Consider the following 18,019-nt stretch of genomic DNA (forward strand, 5'->3'; position numbering starts at 1 on the left):
AAGTGTTGAAGCGATGTTCCAGGGGGAGGGCAGAGTGCCAAAGGATCTGTATTTGCGTTCGTGGACGTCTACGGCCTTGGAACGTGCGTTGTTCGATCGAGCGCGGAAGCCCATAACGGCAGCCTGCGGGGCACGCTCGTGATGGGTCGTAAGTCACTGCGCTTGGTGGCACTTGTTGCCATCCCGGGCCTGTTCTTCGGGCTGATCTTCTCCTTCGTCCTGCTGCTGGCCCCGGCCAAACCCGCTGCAGCTGACTGCGGCCCGGTGTCCGTTGTTGTTGACGGCGAAACGAAGGTTGATGGGTATTCCGCGGAACAGTTGAAGAACGCCGCCGCTGTCATGGGAGCCGGCAAAGCGCTGAATCTCTCAGTGAAGGGCCAGACCATCAGCATCATGGTGGCCCTGGGGGAGTCGGGGCTGCGTGTCCTGGACTACGGGGACGGTCCCGGCCCGGACTCCCGTGGCTTGTTCCAGCAGCGCGACAACGGCGCGTGGGGTTCCTACAAGGACCGCATGGACCCAACCATCAGTGCAACGAACTTCATCAAGGCGCTGCAGGCTGTACCGGGCTGGGAGCTGTTGGAACCGACCATCGCCGGTAACAAGGTCCAGCGCAACGCCGACCCGTACCACTATCAGAAGTACTGGCCCGAAGCGGTCAAAATCGTCCAGGCCCTCTCGGACGGGAAGTTCTCCGTTGAAGGAAGCGACTGCGGGATCCCGGGGAAGTCCGGAGCCGGAGATGACTACCCCTGGAAGGATTCTCCGACCTGGTTGCAGGTCGGGGCAGGCTCAGCTGCTGCCTCGCCTTTGGGCATGTTCTACCGCGAATGCGTGGACTTCGCCTTGTGGCGGGTCAACCAGCAGATGGGCTCAACCAGTGCACCGTTCAAGTTCCTCAACGGCAACTTCCGCCCGGACGGGCAGGGTCTCGGCTCTGCTTTGACGTGGAAGGCCGGCTGGGACGCCAAGGGCTGGCCCTCCGGTAAGACACCCCGCGTTGGCGCTGTCGTCTGGTACGCCCCGGGCACCGGGGGATCGGACCCGACGTTCGGCCACGTGGCCGTGGTCAAGGAAGTCAAAGACGACGGGACCTACGTTGAGGAAGGCTACAACGGCAACCCGCCCCCGGATGACCACAACTACTACACCCGGACCGTCAAAAGCAGTGTTCCCTCCGCGTTCCTGTACCTGCCCAACAAAGAGGAGAAGAAGTGAAAAAGCCCCTGGCCCTCATTGCAGCCGTAGCTCTGCTGTGCGCCGGATGCGCACCAGCGTCTACCACCACACCGGCACCGACGGAGACAACGGCCACACCTTCTGCTCCGGTCTCTTTGAGCGTCGACAGCGGCCCACAAGCACCGGGCGGGACCGTCCCTCCCACCATTGGCATCTCCTGGGATCAAGCCAGCAAGGATCAGGCCGTGGACGTCGCGCAGAAGGCCATGGCCGACTTCGCCCGCCCGAAGGCCGAGGAACAACAGTGGGCAAATGATCTTGCCCGCTGGCTCACCCCGCAGGCCACCGCCGACTACTCAGCGGTAAACCCGGCGAACATTCCAGCCAGCCGTGTCACCGGCCCGGCCAAGCTGACCGTCGATGAATCCAACGGCTATGGCGTCATCGCCACTGTCCCGACCAACACCGGGACCTACACATTGCAGCTGCTCCGCACGGGCAAGGACGCCCCGTGGAAGGTCAATCGGCTGACACCACCAGCGTCCTAAAGTGCCTAACCCCTCTTCACCTCCACACGTAAAGGAAGAAAGTTCATGAGTACTGCATCAACTGAGGTCCTGGCCTTTCCCCGCATCAAGGCCATCGTCCGCGACAACGGAACCGCCGAAGTCGTCGTCGCCGGCAACTCCCGCGTCGTCCCCGACGGGGATACCCTGCAAGACCTCCGGAACAACGCCCTCGCCCTCGTCGTGGGCGAAGCACAGACGCTGCAGCGCCCGGTACGGGTCCAGATCGAGGATCCCGAAGGACACGGCGAACTGATCGTGCACCCGGACAACAGGATCGAATCCGTCTCTTACGAGCCGCGCCCGGCACGCCGCCGGGCCCAGGCCCCCGCGACCACGCCCGAGACCGTAGCACCGGCCGTCATTGAAACAGTGCCCGTAACGGCCCCGGAACCGATCCCTGCTCCCGCACAGCCTGCCACCGTCGAAGCTACGGCAGCGGCAGTGGACCGCCAGCCGTGGCCGCCCACGCCCGTAGAAGCCGCTGTAACGACGGATGTCCCGGTCAGCTCCGGGCGTGGCAGCTCAACCACGCAGCGGATTATCGATGCAGAAGAACCGCAGGCCGCTGTGACCGGTCCTGAGGAACCGGCAACACGGCGCAGCTTGAAGGAAACCTCGTTCCTGGTCAGCGCTCCGGTCCTGGAGCCAGCCACACAGGGCTGGCGGGGGACACTGACCCGGCTCGGGTTCCGCATGGACCCCTCTCCTGAAGAGCTGTCCGAACGCGAAGATATCCGCACCGTGAGCCAGCACTGGCCCGGTCCCCGGACCATCGCCGTGGTCAACCGCAAGGGCGGGGCAAACAAGACACCCACTGTCGTGATGCTCTCTGCCATTCTTGCCCGCTACAGTGGCGCGGCCACCGTCGCCTGGGACAACAACGAATCCCAAGGCACCCTGGGTTGGCGCACGGAAAAGGGCGCGCACAACCGCAGCGTCCTGGACCTGATCGATTCCTCCACGGAACTGCTCTCCCCGTCCACGAACGCAGCCGAAATCGCTAAGTTCGTGCACCACCAGACGGCTGACAAGTTCGACGTGCTGCGCTCGGATGAGAACGAAGAAGGCGACCACGAAGTCACCGCCGAGGAAGTCGACATCGCCCACCAAGTGCTGACCCGTTACTACCGGCTGGTGGTCATGGACTCCGGTAACACCGCCCGGGCTGCGAACTGGCGTCGGATGATCGATCACACCAACCAGCTGGTCGTTCCGGTCACCGCTATCGAGGACCGCGCAGAGGCCGCCAGACTGACACTGCAGACTCTGGAATCCCGTGGCGGCCACGACGCTGAACTGGCCCGGAACGCCGTCGTCATCGTCTCTGAATCGACCGATGCCAAGCGCAGCATGACCGGCGACGCCCTCAAGCGGGCCAAGGCCGAAGCCCAACGGATCGCTGACGGATTTGAGCCGTTCGTCCGGACAGTCGTCCGAATTCCCTACGACCCCGCCCTGGTCAACGGCCCCATCCGCTACGAAGCCCTCCAGCCCGCAACCCAACGGGCATGGCTGGCCGCAGCTGCCGCCGTCGCCAAAGGCTTCTAAACAGTCACTACCGAACGGAAGGAAGGAGGAACCATGCAACTGTCCCTGAACCCCTGGGTCACCAGCCCGGCCGAGAGCATCGAAGAAGAAACACCTGACGTGCACGTCCCGCCGGCTGCCGTGATCAGCACACCGCTCAAGGGCATGGTCGAACCCGACACCGCAGATCGTCTGGCCAGCCGCACCATCACCGGCACCGCCGCCCTTTGGGTCGTCGGCAGCCACGGCGGAGCGGGTGAAAGCCGCACAGCGGACCTGCTCAACGGAGCACGCCCGACCGGGCACTGCTGGCCTGTCCTGCAGAACGGCAGCAAGCCCCGCGTGCTGCTGGTCTGCCGGGCCGACATGCGCGGCCTCACCACAGCTCAAAGCGCCCTGACCCAGTGGGCATCAGGAGCCGCACCTGCTGTGGAGCTGCTCGGCCTCGCCGTCCTCGCGGACGCGCCGGGAAAGACACCCAAAACGCTCCGCGACTTCACGGCCATCGTCGGCGGGGGAGCGCCCCGTCTCTGGACTCTTCCCTGGGTCGAGGCATGGCGGCACGGAGACTCCACCAGCACACCAACGGCCCGCGAATACCAACGCTTCATCACCGACGTAACCGCCTTGGTTACCGAAACCAACCCAAGCACCAACCACTGAAAGGTCACTCATCATGAACTCGATCACCGCAATCACCACCAGCACCATCCCCAACCCCACGCCGGTCGTCCCCGCAGAAGCCGGCGGACTGCTCACTGTCCTGAACTGGGCCTCCGGTATCGGCCTCGTACTGGGTGTTCTCGGTGTCATCATCGTCGGCATCACCATGGTCATCCAGCTCCAGCGCGGCGAAGGCGGCCAGTCCCTCGCCAAGCTCGGCTGGGTTCTGCTCGGCTGCATCATCATCACCGGTGCCGCAGGCATCGTCCGCGCCTTCGTCTAAGCCAGCACCAACAACGGGAGGTTCACCTTGAGCCAGTCAACAGAGAGCACCACCGAAAGCAATCCGTTCACCAAACCCGGTTTCATCATTGCTGCCGCGCTGGTGGTCGCGCTGATCGCAGCAGCCGTCGTTATCTTCCTGCTCCCCAAAGGACAAGGAAACGCCCAACCAGCCCCGGCAGAATCCAGCAGTGCCGCCACAGCTGAACCCAGCGCATCCGCCGTGTCCGGCAAGAGTGTCTGCGGACTGCCAGCGTCCGCCGAAACGGCATTGGGGAAGGCTCCGGCGAGCAAGTGGGAACTCGTTGGAACTATGGCGGCCCCGACAGATCCCAAAGTCGGCCCGGGCAAGACCGATGACCAAGGCATAAGGTCTTGCTTCGCCCACTCTCCGCAAGGGGCGCTATACGCCGCAGTGAACCTCTGGGCCCTTGGCAGCGATCCCTCAAAAGAACGTGCCATTGCTAACCAGCTCGCAGCTAAAGGCCCTGGCCGAGACGCAGGCATGAAGGCTTCGCCAACGGCCGCGCCGCCGACAAACGTAAAGGTTCAGATTGCGGGGTTCAACGTTTCATACACAGCGAACCAAGCGGTGGTAGAGCTCGCATTCAAAGCTGACACCGGCGCTCTTGCATCCGTCCCTACAACCCTTCTCTGGCAGGACGGGGACTGGAAGGGCGTCGTCGCTGACAACGGTGCACCCCTGGAAGAACCGCGCCAGATCCGCGATCTTTCAGGATTCATCCCTTGGAGCGGCGCATGAGGCCGGTATGGAACCCGGTTGGAGATTGGATCTCCGGTCTCACTGATGACGCCATGGGCAACATGGCCAAAGCCATCCTTGAGGGCATGAGCCAGATGGTCACAACTCTGTCCACCTTCTGGGTTTCAACTCCAACGGTGAACCTGACCAGCCAAGATGGCTCTACAGCCAGTCCTGTTGTTTCAATGGTCAACAGCGAGTTGATGCCATGGACGTTGGCTCTGGCAGTCCTGGCCGTCATCCTCGGCGGTATCAGGCTGATTTGGGAGCAGCGCGGAGCACCCCTAAAGGACCTGCTCCGTTCCTTGGTCACGCTCACCTTGGTATCCGGCCTGGGCCTAGGAGTGATTTCGATCCTGGTGATCGCGGCGGATGCCTTTTCTGCCGCGATCATCGACCGTTCCACGGACGGCAAGGGTTTTGCCGAGTCGATGCAGCTGTTGATCTTGACGAATCAGACAGGTGTCGGCGTTTTCATCCTGATCGTTCTGGGTCTCATCGGCCTGCTCGCGTCTCTCGTGCAGATCGTGCTGATGGTCGTTCGCAGTGGCATGTTGGTGATTCTGGCGGGCATTCTTCCGACCACAGCCGCGTTCACGAATACGGAGATGGGTAGGCAGTGGTTCCAGAAAGCAGTGGGCTGGACCATCGCTTTCATCCTCTACAAACCAGCCGCCGCCATCGTCTACTCCGTCGCATTCCTGCTCATGGGCGGCAAGGGCCAGGACGCCTTGATCGGCTCCATCACTGGTTTCACGTTGATGATCGTGGCGTTGTTCGCGCTGCCTGCTCTGATGCGATTCGTTACTCCCATGGTCGGGGCCGTCGCTTCCGGCGGAGGTGCCGGGGCCGGAGCAGCCGTCGGTGCCATTGCCACAGGGGCCGTCTCACTTGGACGCGGGGGCAGTGGCAGGGGCAACGCGTCCCCAACCCCTTCATCGTCAACAAGCACATCGAACACCCAGAGCACGCACACCGGCAGTTCGCCAAAGGGCAGCGATGGAACGTCCGGCCCACGAGGAGGGGGAGGGCAACCGACCCCGGGCGCTACGGGACCGGGCGGAGCTGCTGGAACTGCTGCAGCAGCCAAGGCAGGCACGGCAGGAACCGCTGGATTCGCCGGAGCGGCAACTGGGGCCAGTGCGGGGACGGCCGCAGCCAGTGGGGGAGCAGCGGCAGCTGGCCCTGCTGGTGTGGCTGTGGCTACAGGAGCAAAGGTGGCGTCCGCGACGTCACAGGCAATCGAAAAGACCGCGCAGGATTCAACCGGGGAGGGCCCCAGTGGCAGCAATTAACACCGAATACAAAGAACCGTCCTACGGCAACTGGCGCGTACCGCGCTCAGCAGGGCTGGCCAACCTCGGCGCGATCGGTACTGCAATTGTTTTTGCCGGCCTACTGATGGGCATTATCAGCTTCGCTATTTGGGGCCTGTTTGTTGGCCTGGGCGTCCTTGCCTTTGCCGGTGTCAGCGCCTTGCTGCTGACAGTCAAGGACAAGCATGGCCAGTCCATTGTTGACCGTTTCGGCACACGGATGGCCTTCAAGGTCTCCCGGTCCTCCGGGACGAATCTCTACCGTTCGGGTCCGCTGGGCGTAACGCCGTGGGGCATGTACCAGCTCCCCGGGTTGGCTGCGAAGTCGACTCTGTACGAGTTCACTGATTCCTACAAGCGCCCGTTCGCCCTGCTGCACGTACCCACCACAAACCACTTCACCGTGATCTTCTCCACCGAACCAGACGGGGCATCACTGGTTGACCCTGAGCAGGTCGATGCGTGGGTCGCGAACTGGGGCGGCTGGCTCGCCGGACTGGCCGACGAAGCAGGGCTGGACGCCGCAGCAGTCACAGTCGAGACCGCCCCGGACTCGGGGTACCGGCTGCGGAACGAAGTACTGATGAACATCGACCCGGAAGCACCCGCATTCGCCCGGGAAATGCTCAACGAGGTTGTAGCCACCTACCCGGAAGGATCGGCCACGGTCCGCGCCTGGGTGTCGTTGACCTTCAACGCCACGATCCGTACAGGTGCGAAGAAGCGGACGCCTGAAGAAGTCGCCCGTGACCTGGCCTCCCGGATCCCCGGCCTGTCGGCACGGCTGCAGTCCACAGGTGCCGGGATCGCCCGCCCGACCACAGCGCAGGAACTCTGCGAGGTCGTGCGCATCGCCTACGATCCTCCCGCAGCACTGATCATCGATGAAGCCCACGCGGCAGGGTCCCCGGTGTCCCTGACCTGGGGCGAGGTCGGACCCACAGCACACCAGTCCAACTGGGAGAACTACCGTCACGATTCCGCCTTCTCAGTCTCTTGGACCATGACCGGTGCCCCGCGTGGATCGGTGAATTCCTCGGTCCTGTCCCGGTTGCTCGCCCCGCACGGGGACGTTGACCGCAAACGCGTGTCCCTGCTGTACCGTCCGATGGATTCGGCCCGTGCGGCTGCCGTGGTTGAGCAGGATCAGAACAACGCCAACGTCCGTATCACTTCCGGAAACCGGCCATCAGCCCGTGCCTTGGTGGATGCCCGGTCAGCGCAACAGACCGCGCAGGAAGAAGCCCAAGGTGCCGGGTTGGTGAACTTCGGTGTGGTCGTCACGGCCACCGTGACCGATCGGGAACGCCTTCCCGACGCTGTGGCTGCTGTGGAACAGAGTTCCGGTAGCGCCAGGTTGTTGCTGCGTCCCGCTTACGGGTCACAGGACACCGTGTTCGCCGCGTCCCTGCCTTTGGGTCTGGTGCTGCCCGAGCACAGCTTGGTCCCGTCCGAGATTAAGGATGCTCTGTAATGGCCTTCCCGAAACTCTTCGCCCGTTCCTCGAAGCACAGCACTGCGCGGGTCAAGGCTGCGCCGAAGAAGGCTGAGAAGCAGCCCCGCCCTGCCGGTCCTGGTGCCCGTGGCTGGCCGGGTCGTGGCGGGGGCATGGCCCAGCTCGTCCCTACCGTGAAGCAGTACCGGGGTACAACGGTTCAGGTCTGCGGCCTGTGGCCGTTCTCTTCCGGTGCGTCCTCACCCATGATCGGTGTCCCGCTGGGCCGCCACGAGGAAACACAGGCCACGGTCTGCTGCGACCCGATCAGCTGGTTCCAGCGCGCCCGGCTGATCTCCAACCCCTCCGCGTTCATCCTGGGCAAGCCCGGTTTGGGCAAGTCCACGGTGGTGCGGCGGATGTTCATCGGACTCTCGGCACAAGGTGTTCACCCACTGATCCTCGGTGACCTCAAGGGCGAGCACGTCAAAGCAGTCCGGGCGCTCGGCGGGCAAGTCATCCGCCTCGGCCGTGGCGTCGGTTACCTGAACATCCTGGACCCTGGCCAGGCTGTCGAAGCCGCCCAGCTCCTTGAAGACAACGGCCACCCTGAGGACGCAGCCCGCGTCCGAGCTGACGCGCATGGCCGTCGCCTGACCATGGTCGTCTCACTGATCACGATCAGCCGGAACAACCCACCCACCGACCAGGAACAAACGATCCTGGACCGCGCCCTGCGGGTCCTCGATGACCGCTTTGACGGCGTCCCGGTGTTGAAGGACCTTCTGGATGTCATCGTCTCCGCACCTGACGAGCTGCGACAGGTCGCTCTGGACCGTGGCGACATGAACATCTACCTGCAGGAAACCCGGGCGTTGGAGGCAACCCTGCTCGGTTTGACCGGTGGCGGGAAGCTGGGAGAAATCTTCTCCCGCCAGACCAGCCAGCCTATGAAGCGCGACCGCGCCGTGGTTTTCGACGTCTCCAGCATTGATGAGACCGAAACAGACCTGCAGGCCGCCATCCTGCTTGCCTGCTGGTCCTACGGCTTCGGCACGGTCAACGTTGCCAACGCCCTCGCGGACGCCGGTCTGGAACCGCGACGGAACTACTTTGTGGTTCTGGATGAGCTGTGGCGGGCGCTGCGTGCCGGTAAGGGCATGGTGGACCGGGTGGATGCTTTGACCCGGCTGAACCGCTCCGTGGGTGTCGGGCAGATCATGATTTCCCACACCATGTCCGACTTGCTGGCCCTGCCGGCAGAAGAGGACCGGATGAAAGCCCGCGGATTCGTCGAACGCTCCGGCATGGTCATCTGCGGCGGCCTCCCGGCCTCTGAAATGCCGCTGCTCACCTCGGCCATTCCGCTGTCCCGCCAGGAGCAGCAAAAGCTCATTGGCTGGCAGGACCCGCCCGCGTGGGACTCACGCGGCGTCGACGTCGAACCCCCGGGCCGGGGAAAGTTCCTCATCAAGGTCGGCGGCCGTCCCGGGATCCCCGTCCAGGTCGGACTCACCTCCTTGGAGAAGGGCCCCGAAGGCGTCAACGACACGGACGGCAAATGGCATGCAGCTCCGGAGACTCTGCTCGAATCCGCAGCCCCGGTCCTGCCCAGTGAAGGAGGCACACAGTGAGCGCACCAAACCGCAAAGGAATGGGCCTTGGTGATGCCCTGCTGGTCTGGCTGGCCATCGGCTTCATCGTCGTTTTCGGCGGCGGAACCTACGCCGCCCTGCACCTCGGCTCCTGGATGGCAGGCATCGCCGCACCACCAGCCCACCCGATTGATCTGATCGCCGGCCTCGCCAAGGGCCGTGTGCCGTGGCCCACCGAGGCCACGGTTGTGGTCTGCGTGCTGGCCGGTGTGGTGCTGGCACTGACCATTGTTGTGCTCGTGGCTTGGAGGAAGGGTGCGTCCAAGCGTGCCCGGGTCGATAAGGCCGCCCGGTACCTTGGACGGGGTAAGTCGCTGGCCGCGTTCTCAGAAAAGGGAGCGAAAGCGACCGCCGAGCGTCTGGGGGTCACGGACACTCCCGGCATCGTGGTCGGCAAAGTCGTCGCCACCGGGCAGAAGTTCATCCAGTCCTGGGAAGACCTCAGCCTCGACATCTGGGGTCCCCGAACCGGTAAGTCGACCTCACGGGTCATGCCCGCCATCTTGGACGCACCCGGTGCTGTGGTCTCGACGTCCAACAAGCGCGACGTCGTGGACGGCACCCGTGGGGTCCGGGAGAGTACGGCTCCGGTGTCGGTGTTCGATCCGCAGAAGATCGCCCAGGAAGAACCGGACTGGTGGTGGAACCCGCTCTCCTACGTCACCGACGAAGAGAAGGCTTACAAACTCACCCAACACTTCTCCGTTGGCTCCCGCGTCCCCGGGTCCAAGCCCGACGCCTACTTCGATCCCAAGGCAGAAGACATTCTGTCCTCGTACTTCCTTGCGGCCGCGCTCGGGGACCTGCCCATCACGCAGGTCTACATCTGGGTCACCGAACAGGTAAACCGGGAACCTATCAACATCCTCAAAACACACGATTACGAGCTGCAGTACAAGGGACTTGAATCCACGCTCGAACTGGCTGATAAGCAGCGAGACGGTATCTTCGGCACGGCCGAGAAAATGATCCAATGCCTCAAGAGCCGGAACACGCTCCGCTGGGTCGCTCCAACGGGTGGTGCAACGGTGGCCACGGATGCCCGCCGCCAGTTCAACCCGCATGCTTTCGCTGCGTCTCAGGAAACGATCTACATCCTCTCCAAGGAAGGTGCCGGCTCCGCTGCCCCTCTCACCACAGCCCTAACGGTGGCCATCGCAGAGGCCATGGAAGAGCGAGCCGAGCGCAGCGGCGGCCGACTCCCCAAGCCCGCCCTGTTCGCTCTCGATGAGCTGGCCAACGTCGTCCGCTGGGCAGGACTGCCGGACCAGTTCAGCCACTACGGCTCTAAAGGCCTGATCGTCATGGGCATCCTGCAGTCCTGGTCCCAAGGGGTCGAGCTATGGGGAGAGGCGAACATGCGGAAAATCTGGTCAGCGGCAAACGTGAAGGTCTACGGCGGCGGCGTCGCAGAAGAAGGCTTCCTCCGTGCGCTCTCGGACCTGATCGGAGACTACAGCTACATCAACGTCTCCACCTCTTCAGGCAAGTCCGGTTCCAGCCGCTCCCGCCAGGAGAGCAAGGAACGCATCTTCGACGTTTCCAACCTCGCCGAACTGGACCGTGGCCGCGCCGTCGTCCTCGCCTCCGGCGCACCCGCCACGCTCGTCCGCACCATGCCCTGGTACACAGGACCCCACAAGGAAACGGTGGAGGCATCCATCAAGAAGTACAGCCCCCGGCCCGAAGAACCAGTCGTACCGATGCCAGCTGCACCGGCAGCCAATCCCTGGGTCACCAAATAGGAAAGGGCGCCACACATGGCAACTGATTTTGACCTCTACGACACGGACACACCGGCCCCCACTGCAGTTGGGCAGGGTGAGGAGAAAGAACCGGAGCTCGTCTACGGCTCGGCCGAAGAGTTCCTCCATGAGCAGCTGCTACCCACCTATGTCCGCAACGTCACGGGAAAGTCAGCCAAGTGGTGCATCGACTGGTATTTCCACCCGGAAGCCGTCTCACGTGTAGCGGCTCTGTGGCGTTCATGGGAGCACCTGCGCCTGGATCCCGCGACTGGTATGAGCGTCTGGTGGCGGGACCACGCAGACCACCACATGCGCGTCCTCCTCGACCCCCAAGGTCCCTTCTACAACTGCGACATGAAAGAACACCGAGACCCCGAACACCTCGAACCCCGCAAAGCACCCCACGGATGGTTCCCCGACGTCAGAACCATCCAGCCATAACCCTCAAAGCTCCATCGCTGGAAGATGAGCATCCCGTCAGAACAAGGAAGTGATGCGAAGCCCATAGTGCCACAAGCTGCGGCACATTTGCCGAAGCAATCGTCCAAGGAACTTTGGACTATCAGGGCAAAAATTGAAGTCGCAGGGGGGCATGGGACGCTGCTGCCGGTCACGGGCCACCAGGGAAAGATCCTGTTGGGGCGCTGCAGTCGACTCGCCCGCCAGAAGAGCTTTTCGAGATGGACAGAATCCCTCGGGGTTACGATGTGCTTGCTGGGACACGAGTCGAGTAAACGGCCGTTGGTTTGAATCATGGGAAAGGTCTCCCGTTTCCCTCCATGATCAAGCGCATCTGACGGCGGCTTACCCGACTCATATTTATTGTGGGCAGTTGCAGGAGCGGACACAACAGAGGGTCGGTCGGGCAGCTGTTCTTCTCAGCCTCGGGAGGTAGTTGATGAGCAACAAACCAAACCCCTTCATCCGTTGCACGGTTGTCACGTCCTTGAGCCTGTGTCTTTGGGCTACAGGCTGCACCAACGGATCCGGCACGTCCCCGCAGACATCGCCGCCGACAAGCACCGTTCAACCCACTCCGCCCACCGAAAGCGCACCGACCACCGCAGCAGCGACAAGCACAAGCGCCGCCCCGTCACCGAGTGCATGGCCTGATGTCGTTGCTGATGTCCAGCCCGGCGTGGGCCAGCTCTCTGTCACGACGTGTGAATCCTGGCGTACAGGAACTGGTTTTCTTATCGAACCTGACTTGGTGGTTACTGCAGCGCACGTTGTCCAGGATGCTACCTCGATCAGCGTAGCCTTCGGGAGAACATCGGTGAATGCCACCGTTGTTGGCACGAATGATGTAGTGGATATCGCTCTTGTCAGAACCGACCGGCCGATCCAAGGCCATCAGTTTCAGCTCAGAAGCAGCGAGCCCCCGGTCGGGACCGATGTAGCAGCCCTGGGGTTCCCGTTGAGCCGCCCGTTCACCTTCACCAAAGGAACAGTCAGCGCCCTCGACACCGAACAGGACATAGGGGACCGGGTTCTCCGAAACCTGATCCAAACAGACACTGCTATCAACCATGGCAACAGCGGAGGACCACTCATCACCCAAGACGGCCAGGTAGCCGGCATTGTTGTAACCATCGAATTTGATGAGTACACCAGGGCCGAAGGCATCGCCTACGCGGTAACCGCACCCCGTGTTGCCGCGGCCGTCAACGAGTGGAAATCCAGGTCCACCCCTGTGGCGTTCAAGGATTGCGGAAACGCTCCGGCGCCAGGTTCCGGATTCTTTCCCTTTACCGTCTCGGCAGACCATGACCAAGCCCGCAGCGTAGGCCAAAGCCTGCTCCTTCACGGTCAAGGCATCAATCGAGCCGCCTACACAGCAGCCTTCAAACTCCTCACGCCCGAGCTGCAGGCCACTTTCGGGGACGCCTCGACATGGAGCAAGGACCTCGGTTCCTCCTACTGGACGAAAGCTGAGGTCATTGATGTCACCGGCACGCCGTCAGCCGACGATCTGAACGCCGATGTGAATCTTCAGACCATCCAGAACGCGGCCGATGCCTACCGCGGGACCGGCCAAACATGTTCGAACTGGAAGATCCGGTACTCAATGCACTGGGACGGAACACATTGGCTCATCGCCGGCACCTCCCTGCCTTTCGGCGACCCAACCGCCTGCTAGAAACCCGTAGGCTCAATTGTCCAGACAGCGTCTGGACAATTGAGTCCACCGTGCCTGTCGGTGGCTCGCATTAGGGTGGAATGATGACAGACTCGCGCGAACTGGACCTGCCCGCTGGCTACGTGGAACTGCTCGAGGACCTAAAAGCGACCGTCAAGGCAGCCAGGACGACGGCGCTCCGAACCATTAACACCCAGCTGATCGAGCTGTATTGGACGATCGGCCAGGGCGTCCGGCGGCAGCAGGAACAGCAGGGCTGGGGGAGCGGAGTTATCAAGAAGCTGTCCGAGGACTTGCGCAGAGAGTTCCCGGAGATGAAAGGCCTTTCGCCGCGCAACATCCAGTACATGACCACGTTCGCCGGAGCCTGGCAAGGCGGACCAATTGCGCAACAAGCTGTTGCGCAATTGCCGTGGGGCCACGTCACTGTCCTGCTGGACAAGGTGGACACACAGGAAAAACGTAATTCGTACGCTGCAGCAGCCGTCCAATACGGGTGGTCCAGGAATGTCCTGCTGAACATGATCATGAACCGAACCCTTGAAAGGACCGGTGCAGCTCCGTCCAACTTCGCGCAACAGCTTGTTGCGCAAGACACCGAGCTTGCCCAACAAATCGCGAAGGACCCTTACAACTTCGAATTTTTGGGGTTGTCGGGGGAGGTCGCTGAACGCGAACTGGAACTGGCTCTGACCAGTCGAATCACCGAAACCCTGCGCGAACTCGGACCAGGATTCGCTTTCGTTGGGCGGCAAGTCCACTTCGACGTCGACGGCGACGACTACTACGTCGACATGCTGTTCTTCCACATGGACCAGAACAGATACGTGGTCATCGAACTCAAGACAGGGAAGTTTCAGCCAGAGTTCGCCGGCAAACTTAACTTCTACGTCGCCCTCGTCGATGACATGCTCCGCCGCGAGCACCACAACGAAACAATCGGCATTCTCATCTGTGGCGCCAAGAACGAACGCAGCGTACGCTACAGCCTCGGCCGCTCAACCTCACCGATGGCGGTCGCTGCCTACACCTACGACAAACTCCCGGCAGACGAGAAGCGTGTCCTGCCCAATGAAGGCCACGTCGTGGCAGCACTCGAATGGGCCGAACCCGGCATAGAACCAGAAGACTGAGCTTTCCGAACGCCCGCAACGCCGATAAGCACCCATATGTTGGGTAGTAGTCTGCGTACGTCAGCAGTCAGAAACGGATGGCAGATCAGGAACGGTCGGCCTGGCGGAGGTATTGATACACCGTTTCCCGGCTGATTCCATAGTCCTTCGCGAGGACCGATTTAGGTGTTCCATCGGCTGCCCTCTGCACCAGCTCGGTGGCCCGCTCGGGTGTAAGCGTCTTTTTGCGCCCGCGGTAGGCACCTCGCTGCTTGGCTAAGGCAATGCCTTCTCGCTGGCGTTCCTTGATCAGGGAGCGTTCAAATTCAGCGAAGGCCCCCATGACCGAGAGCATGAGATTCGCCATAGGGGAGTCCTCGCCACTGAAGAGCAGGTGCTCCCTGACGAACTCCACCTGCACGCCTTTTCCGGTGAGCGCTTTGACTACGGAACGCAGGTCATCCAGATTCCGTGCCAGCCGGTCCATGCTGTGCACTACAACAGTGTCTCCCTCACGGGCGAAGCGCAACATTTCTGTCAGCGCAGGGCGGGCGGTGTCCTTGCCCGAGGCCTTATCAAGGAAGATCCTGTCGAGAACCGCTCCATCGAGCTGGCGTTGTTCATTCTGGTCCAAGGTGCTGACTCGTACATACCCGATTCGCTGTCCAGCCATGGCATCTCCTACTCCGTGTCAGGTTTGAATCTAAGAACCTCCACACCGAGTGTCAAGAAAAGCGGAACCGTAGCCTATTCTGACGAGTATAAGCCAGCCGTCTGACGTCAGATTGGGGTGTACGGTTTTCTGCGCACGATTCGGCCGGAAAGCTCCTCATCTTGCAAATACGGATTGACCATCGTCTTCGGTGCAGGCGCACCAATAGGCAGGGGCAGAATCGCGGAGTCCCGATACTGGCTTTCCAGGGCTTTTAGCACTCACTTGTGAGGTCACCCCGGAAGTTCAGCCCGAATGGTCTTTGTGGACTTGCCACCTGGGATGCCGCACCGTCTCCGCTACACGCCGAACGCTTACTTCCCTCAATTGATCCGCGTTGCTGTGAGGCCAAACCAGAACGGTCCAACCGGGCGACTACCCTCATGGGACCGCTACGGCATTTAGAGTAGACCTGAGTCCAGGGGCAAGGAGACAAGTTGCGTATTTCCACGGTGGATCGTCGCCAACAGCTCATCGACGCAGCTATTCGTGTAATTAGGCGGGATGGAGTCGAAAGTGCCAGCCTAAGAACGATAGCCAGCGAAGCGAAGGCTTCTCTAGCAGCCGTGCACGTTTGCTTCACGAACAAAGATGAGCTCATGCAGGCAGCTGCCGCAGAGCTGCTTCAGCAACTGGTCCGGTCCATTCCGCGCGTGGTCGACGGCTCGGAGGACGTTCGAGCTATCGCGCATCGGGTCATGGACTTGTTTTGGGCCCAGATGGTTTCAGACGAGTTGAATATCCTGGCCCAATTTGAAATAGGGATCTGGGCGAAGCGTAACCCGCATCACGGTGATCTGTCCCGCACCGTTTACAGCGACTACGAAAAGGAAATCTCAAAACTGCTGGTCGCCGCCGCAAAGCGACAGAAGCAGACCATAGCTGCTCGAAACGTTGCTAGGGCGCTGATTGTGATCATGGATGGATGCAGTCTTCAGTACTTTGCCGACCCATCCGACCCTCGCCACAAGGACCTCTGCGACAACCTCGTAGATGCATACCTCGATCGGGTAGGACTATAACCCTTGCTCCTTATGGGGATGCGCCCCTTTCTGCCGACGTCTTTTTCCGCTCAGGCTATTGGGCCGAGTGCCTCTTGTAATCAGCAACTTTAGTTGCCTGGAAGCGCCACCGGACCCAGTAAAACAGGCCGCCGAGAAGAAGTAGGAGGAGGGCGATGAGGATTTCCATTCCCTGGCCACCGGCGGCAAGACCCGGATTGAATGCGCCGGCTATGAGGATGGTTGCGTTGAAAGCTGTAACCGCGACTGCGACAGGGACCCAGTAACGTCCCAGTTTGATGGGGCGCGGAATGTGAGCGTGAGTTTTGCGCATGATCAGGAAGCCGGCCGTGGCAAGGGTAACGGAAATCATGTAGCCAAGGTTGGCGGCGATAATAATTGCCACTATGTTGCCCACAAAGAAGAGCACAACGAGGTTTACGACCAGTGTGAAGACCAATGCGCCAGATGGAGCACCCCGCCGGTTCGTGTGTGCGAGCTGACTGATGGTCAGCTTCTCCTGGGCAAGGCCCTTGAGAGCGTGGGAGGCATCCGCCGAAGAAGACAAGAGTGCGGCAAAGGTGGCAACAACCAGAATGACCGCTACTACTCCGCCTGCGGGCTCACCGAGCATCTGCGAGTAGAAATTGACACCGAAGTTCACCGGATCGGTGACGACTCCCTGCTCCCCAATCGCGCCGGCGGTGATTACCGGTACAAGTGCGTAGACCAAAATATAAATCATCGCCATGGTCTTGAGCGCACGCTTGACATCACGCACGGGCCGGCGGTACTCGGGGGCAAAAGTGGCGCATAGCTCGCTGCCGTAAATCGACCAAGCACCCACGTACATCCAAACCAGCACGGACACTACGCTGCTTCCTTCGCCGAGAAGATTAAAGCTGAAGCTCGCTGTCGACCATTCAGTGAAGAACACCGGCAGTACGAGCAATCCCGCCAGGACGAAGACCATGGCCGCGGCGACCACCTTATTCAGGTTTACGGTTGCGTTCAGTCCCAAGAGGTTGGCACCCACGGCCGTGATCATAACTGCTGCCGCCAGTATCTGGGGTAGACCTATGGAGGCAATACCCAGATTAACGTCGAGGTTCGTGGCTGCGGGGAACCATTGCGCTGTGACAATTTGACCGATCTGCAAAGAAGCCAGAGACAGAGACAGCCCCCAGCCGCACCAATAGCCAAACGCGGCAACCGATGCAAGCAATGGAGAGAATTGTTTCCAGGCTTCCGCTGCGAACAGAGCGACCCCACCTGGTTTGCCGGGGAACATTGCAGCCATTTCTGCAAAAAGATAGTTCTGCAACAGTGATACCACGGCAAGCACAATGCACACCACTGCGGCGCCCCAAATGCCGAGTGCCCCGGCCGTTGACCCAGCGACGACAAAAACGACGTTCAAGAGGGGTGTACACATAGCAACGGTGTCGCGGGCCCGCAGGCCCTTCCGCCCAGGAAGAGTTAACGAGGACTCAGACATAGGTATCACCTTCTGTATGTAGAGGGGAAAGCTTTTGTTTAGTCAGCTCAAGTGCGACGCGCCATTCGGCGGCAGGGCTTACCCGCCGCTCACCCGCATGGAGGCCTGCCGTCAGTCGTAGAAGACAGGATCTGATGCACGGTCCCTTTCACAAGACGAGCCACCAGATCTGAAACGGCGACATCTGCGGCCGGGCTCTCCATGCTTCTAAGGTCAGACGCTGCTCAGATGCCAAAACGCTACAGCTTTTGGTAGCCCGTTCCGTGCAGGTTGTGCCAGGGGTAATGAAGCCTGAACGGCAAAGTTAGCCGGCACTATGGCTTACCTTCAGTGAAGGTCGCTCCTCGCGCTTAAATGATCACACTAGCTAGGGCGTTTCAATGGTGTGCATGGCCAGCGGTATAACTGCGTTCAGCATC

The 18,019-nt window shown here is 61.4% G+C and carries 17 protein-coding genes; 15 read left to right on the top strand and 2 right to left on the bottom strand.

The genetic code is table 11. The features are described 5' to 3' along the window. The first annotated feature begins 141 nt into the window (after nt 1-141). From MOD31_RS10565 to MOD31_RS10630, 14 genes are all read left to right on the top strand, one after another. On the top strand, nt 142-1,218 hold the full coding sequence (locus MOD31_RS10565; protein WP_250820637.1) for a CHAP domain-containing protein: 1,077 nt from the start codon (nt 142-144) through the stop codon (nt 1,216-1,218). Continuing rightward, nucleotides 1,215-1,727, top strand: a complete 513-nt coding sequence (locus MOD31_RS10570; RefSeq protein WP_250820551.1) for a hypothetical protein — start codon at nt 1,215-1,217, stop codon at nt 1,725-1,727. Before MOD31_RS10565 ends, MOD31_RS10570 begins: the two co-directional genes overlap by 4 nt. A gap of 45 nt (nt 1,728-1,772) precedes the next feature. Next, the gene (locus tag MOD31_RS10575; protein ID WP_250820552.1) at nt 1,773-3,296 is read left to right on the top strand and encodes a chromosome partitioning protein ParA; all 1,524 of its coding nucleotides are present in this window, start codon (nt 1,773-1,775) and stop codon (nt 3,294-3,296) included. Between the two features lie 33 nt (nt 3,297-3,329). After that, the gene (locus MOD31_RS10580) at nt 3,330-3,938 is read left to right on the top strand and encodes a DUF6668 family protein (RefSeq protein WP_250820553.1); all 609 of its coding nucleotides are present in this window, start codon (nt 3,330-3,332) and stop codon (nt 3,936-3,938) included. A 13-nt stretch (nt 3,939-3,951) separates the two neighbouring features. Continuing rightward, nucleotides 3,952-4,221, top strand: a complete 270-nt coding sequence (locus MOD31_RS10585) for a hypothetical protein (RefSeq protein WP_011777317.1) — start codon at nt 3,952-3,954, stop codon at nt 4,219-4,221. 27 nt (nt 4,222-4,248) lie between these two features. Next, nucleotides 4,249-4,983, top strand: coding sequence for a hypothetical protein (locus tag MOD31_RS10590; protein ID WP_250820554.1), 735 nt, complete (start codon nt 4,249-4,251; stop codon nt 4,981-4,983). Further along, entirely contained in the window at nt 4,980-6,278 is a 1,299-nt protein-coding gene (locus MOD31_RS10595) for a hypothetical protein (RefSeq protein WP_250820555.1), read from the top strand. Before MOD31_RS10590 ends, MOD31_RS10595 begins: the two co-directional genes overlap by 4 nt. Next, the gene (locus MOD31_RS10600) at nt 6,265-7,773 is read left to right on the top strand and encodes an SCO6880 family protein (RefSeq protein ID WP_250820556.1); all 1,509 of its coding nucleotides are present in this window, start codon (nt 6,265-6,267) and stop codon (nt 7,771-7,773) included. Before MOD31_RS10595 ends, MOD31_RS10600 begins: the two co-directional genes overlap by 14 nt. Then, complete coding sequence (locus MOD31_RS10605) at nt 7,773-9,368, top strand: helicase HerA domain-containing protein (protein ID WP_250820557.1); 1,596 nt, start codon at nt 7,773-7,775, stop codon at nt 9,366-9,368. Before MOD31_RS10600 ends, MOD31_RS10605 begins: the two co-directional genes overlap by 1 nt. Continuing rightward, nucleotides 9,365-11,134 (top strand): type IV secretory system conjugative DNA transfer family protein, encoded by a 1,770-nt coding sequence (locus MOD31_RS10610; protein WP_250820558.1) that lies wholly within the window; start codon nt 9,365-9,367, stop codon nt 11,132-11,134. The genes MOD31_RS10605 and MOD31_RS10610 overlap by 4 nt, the downstream gene beginning before the upstream one ends. Nucleotides 11,135-11,149: 15 nt before the next feature. After that, a complete protein-coding gene (locus tag MOD31_RS10615) occupies nt 11,150-11,578 on the top strand; it encodes a DUF4913 domain-containing protein (protein WP_250820559.1) in 429 nt (142 codons plus the stop codon). 519 nt (nt 11,579-12,097) lie between these two features. Beyond that, entirely contained in the window at nt 12,098-12,250 is a 153-nt protein-coding gene (locus tag MOD31_RS10620) for a hypothetical protein (RefSeq protein WP_250820560.1), read from the top strand. Between the two features lie 25 nt (nt 12,251-12,275). After that, entirely contained in the window at nt 12,276-13,277 is a 1,002-nt protein-coding gene (locus MOD31_RS10625) for a serine protease (protein WP_308196366.1), read from the top strand. Between the two features lie 83 nt (nt 13,278-13,360). After that, on the top strand, nt 13,361-14,410 hold the full coding sequence (locus MOD31_RS10630) for a YhcG family protein (RefSeq protein ID WP_142940239.1): 1,050 nt from the start codon (nt 13,361-13,363) through the stop codon (nt 14,408-14,410). An 85-nt stretch (nt 14,411-14,495) separates the two neighbouring features. On the opposite strand, the gene MOD31_RS10635 is transcribed toward MOD31_RS10630, so the two are convergent. Then, nucleotides 14,496-15,062 carry a recombinase family protein gene (locus MOD31_RS10635; protein ID WP_250820562.1) on the bottom strand — a complete coding sequence of 189 codons (567 nt, stop codon included), beginning with the start codon at nt 15,060-15,062 and terminating at the stop codon, nt 14,496-14,498. Between the two features lie 476 nt (nt 15,063-15,538). Between MOD31_RS10635 and MOD31_RS10640 the strand changes: the two genes are divergently transcribed. Further along, nucleotides 15,539-16,123, top strand: coding sequence for a TetR/AcrR family transcriptional regulator (locus tag MOD31_RS10640; RefSeq protein WP_016359483.1), 585 nt, complete (start codon nt 15,539-15,541; stop codon nt 16,121-16,123). 55 nt (nt 16,124-16,178) lie between these two features. Here MOD31_RS10640 and MOD31_RS10645 read toward each other — a convergent pair whose 3' ends face one another. Further along, a complete protein-coding gene (locus MOD31_RS10645) occupies nt 16,179-17,600 on the bottom strand; it encodes an APC family permease (protein ID WP_082038892.1) in 1,422 nt (473 codons plus the stop codon). Between the last annotated feature and the right edge of the window lie 419 nt (nt 17,601-18,019).

Origin of the sequence: Paenarthrobacter sp. TYUT067, from assembly GCF_023656375.1 — a bacterium.
GTDB lineage: Bacteria > Actinomycetota > Actinomycetes > Actinomycetales > Micrococcaceae > Arthrobacter.

Coding starts and splice junctions, on each gene's coding strand:
- MOD31_RS10565 (WP_250820637.1), top strand. CDS start 142: ATGGGTCGTAAGTCACTGCGCTTGGTGGCACTTGTTGCCATCCCGGGC.
- MOD31_RS10575 (WP_250820552.1), top strand. CDS start 1,773: ATGAGTACTGCATCAACTGAGGTCCTGGCCTTTCCCCGCATCAAGGCC.
- MOD31_RS10580 (WP_250820553.1), top strand. CDS start 3,330: ATGCAACTGTCCCTGAACCCCTGGGTCACCAGCCCGGCCGAGAGCATC.
- MOD31_RS10585 (WP_011777317.1), top strand. CDS start 3,952: ATGAACTCGATCACCGCAATCACCACCAGCACCATCCCCAACCCCACG.
- MOD31_RS10595 (WP_250820555.1), top strand. CDS start 4,980: ATGAGGCCGGTATGGAACCCGGTTGGAGATTGGATCTCCGGTCTCACT.
- MOD31_RS10605 (WP_250820557.1), top strand. CDS start 7,773: ATGGCCTTCCCGAAACTCTTCGCCCGTTCCTCGAAGCACAGCACTGCG.
- MOD31_RS10615 (WP_250820559.1), top strand. CDS start 11,150: ATGGCAACTGATTTTGACCTCTACGACACGGACACACCGGCCCCCACT.
- MOD31_RS10630 (WP_142940239.1), top strand. CDS start 13,361: ATGACAGACTCGCGCGAACTGGACCTGCCCGCTGGCTACGTGGAACTG.
- MOD31_RS10635 (WP_250820562.1), bottom strand. CDS start 15,062: ATGGCTGGACAGCGAATCGGGTATGTACGAGTCAGCACCTTGGACCAG.
- MOD31_RS10645 (WP_082038892.1), bottom strand. CDS start 17,600: ATGTCTGAGTCCTCGTTAACTCTTCCTGGGCGGAAGGGCCTGCGGGCC.